Here is a 1,684-nt window from a genome sequence, read left to right as displayed (position 1 = left end):
CGGGGAATTATCTGGCCGCCACCGGGGAGAACTGGATGGCCGCCAGCGGGGCGAACTCCTGGCCGCCTACGGGGAGAACGAAATGGCCGTTGACACACGTCGAAGACGCGAATCAAGTGGCAGCGCTGATCCAGGAGATGCGGTTAATGGTCGGTCGCCTCAGCAAGGAGACCAGAGCACTGCGTGAGGAAGTGGCTCAGCTCAAGACTGCGACTTCGATTGCTGAGACTTCAGCTCCTCGACCTCACGCCGCAGTTCCTGATGCTCAGCGCTGAGGGCACGAAGCTCGTCACGTAGAGCAGTGAGCATCTCAGTGAGGGTGTCCCCGGTGGCTTCGGAGGCGTCGGGGCTTCCCTCCGTTTGCTCTGCCTGAGGGGACGTCTTGTCCCTGTTGCCGAGGTACCACGCTGGCGGGGTGTAGCCCACCGAGAACTCGCCGGCGGCGTCATGGTCGGCTACGAAGCTGCCTCGCCCGTGGATCGTGTAGATCAAGCCTTCGTCGCGCAGCACGTTGAGTGCGCCCCTCGCGGTCATGTTGGCCACGCCGAAGCGTTCCTGTAGTTCGCGAATGGACGGCATCTGCTCGCCCGGCTTGATCCGGCCCTGCAAGATGTCGCGCCGGAGCTCGTCGGCAGCGTGCTGATACGGCGGCCGACGGTCCTGCTTGCTCTCTGACGCGGGGCTCATGGCCCAAGAGTAGCGACCCATAGCACCCCTAGCACACCCCACTGACATAGGTGGCCTACGTCAGCTGACACCTAGCTCACCACACACACTTGACAGTGCTAGGTCAGCTATGTTCAATGGTGATCAGGCCCCGCCGTCTGGCGGAGCGCAACCGAAAGGAAGCAACTCCCATGGCACGCATCCGTGTTGGCCTGCACCCCACCTCGTCGTTCATGGTCGGAACCCTGCCGGTGCCGAAGTACGCGGACCAGGAGAAGACGCAGTTCGCCACCGATCGTGAGACCGGCGCGAAGCTCTACACGATCACCCTCTTCTTCATGGAGGAGGGCCGCGCCGAGGCTCTGAAGATCACCGTCCCGGAGACCGGTCTCCCTGACGGCCTCAAGCCCGGTGTCCCGGTCATGCCGGTGGAGTTGTTCGCCACCCCGTGGGCGCGAATCTTCAACGGCTCGCTCTCGGATGGCATCGCCTACCGCGCGGACCGGCTGGACCTGATGGCCCCGGCTGCTGAAGCGGCGTGAGCGGCGCGGCTCCCCGGTCTGGCGCTGAGCGCAACTACGCGTTGCCTCACGCCGGGCCGGATGCCCGGTTCACCGAATCCCTCGTGACCTCGGTAGCGGGCGTGCTCGTCGGCTACGGCTATCCCCGTCTCGACGCCTCGGCCGACCGGACGGCCCTCGAATCGGCCCTAGCGGCCTTCCTCTACAACCCTCTGGAGCGGGACATATGAACGGTCCGAACGACCCGGCAGAAGGGGCCTTCCTCTCCGGCTCCCTGGTGGTCGACCTGGCGCTGGTGGTGCTCATCGGATGGGCGCTGTGGTGGGTAATCCGCTATCTGCGCGCCGACGCCATGACCCGACAGTCCATCCGGCAAGCCATCCGCGTTCGGTGGGGCTGGAATGAGGTTCCCCCGAGATGCGGAGTGTGTTGACAGAGGGTCAGATGGTTCTCATGAGAGGAACATCGACCATGGCCGCCCCCAGAAAGTACTCGCT

The 1,684-nt window shown here is 64.7% G+C and carries 4 protein-coding genes; 3 read left to right on the top strand and 1 reads right to left on the bottom strand.

Features of this window, described 5'->3' with window-relative positions; all coding sequences use genetic code 11:
- Positions 1 to 201: 201 nt before the first annotated feature.
- Positions 202 to 687, bottom strand: coding sequence for a GntR family transcriptional regulator (locus ACWD1Z_RS37425; protein WP_451125377.1), 486 nt, complete (start codon positions 685 to 687; stop codon positions 202 to 204).
- 170 nt (positions 688 to 857) lie between these two features.
- Here ACWD1Z_RS37425 and ACWD1Z_RS37420 point away from each other — a divergent pair, with 170 nt between their 5' ends.
- The 3 genes from ACWD1Z_RS37420 to ACWD1Z_RS37410 all read left to right on the top strand — a co-directional run bounded on the left by ACWD1Z_RS37420 (position 858) and on the right by ACWD1Z_RS37410 (position 1,620).
- On the top strand, positions 858 to 1,208 hold the full coding sequence (locus ACWD1Z_RS37420; protein ID WP_451125375.1) for an SCO3933 family regulatory protein: 351 nt from the start codon (positions 858 to 860) through the stop codon (positions 1,206 to 1,208).
- A gap of 83 nt (positions 1,209 to 1,291) precedes the next feature.
- Entirely contained in the window at positions 1,292 to 1,417 is a 126-nt protein-coding gene (locus ACWD1Z_RS37415; RefSeq protein ID WP_279576826.1) for a hypothetical protein, read from the top strand.
- Positions 1,414 to 1,620 carry a hypothetical protein gene (locus ACWD1Z_RS37410; protein ID WP_451125373.1) on the top strand — a complete coding sequence of 69 codons (207 nt, stop codon included), beginning with the start codon at positions 1,414 to 1,416 and terminating at the stop codon, positions 1,618 to 1,620. Before ACWD1Z_RS37415 ends, ACWD1Z_RS37410 begins: the two co-directional genes overlap by 4 nt.
- Positions 1,621 to 1,684 lie beyond the last annotated feature (64 nt).

The organism is Streptomyces sp. NPDC002784 (assembly GCF_053592135.1).
The sequence above is the reverse complement of the archived record's forward strand: the minus strand, read 5'-3'. Positions and strand labels throughout refer to the sequence as shown.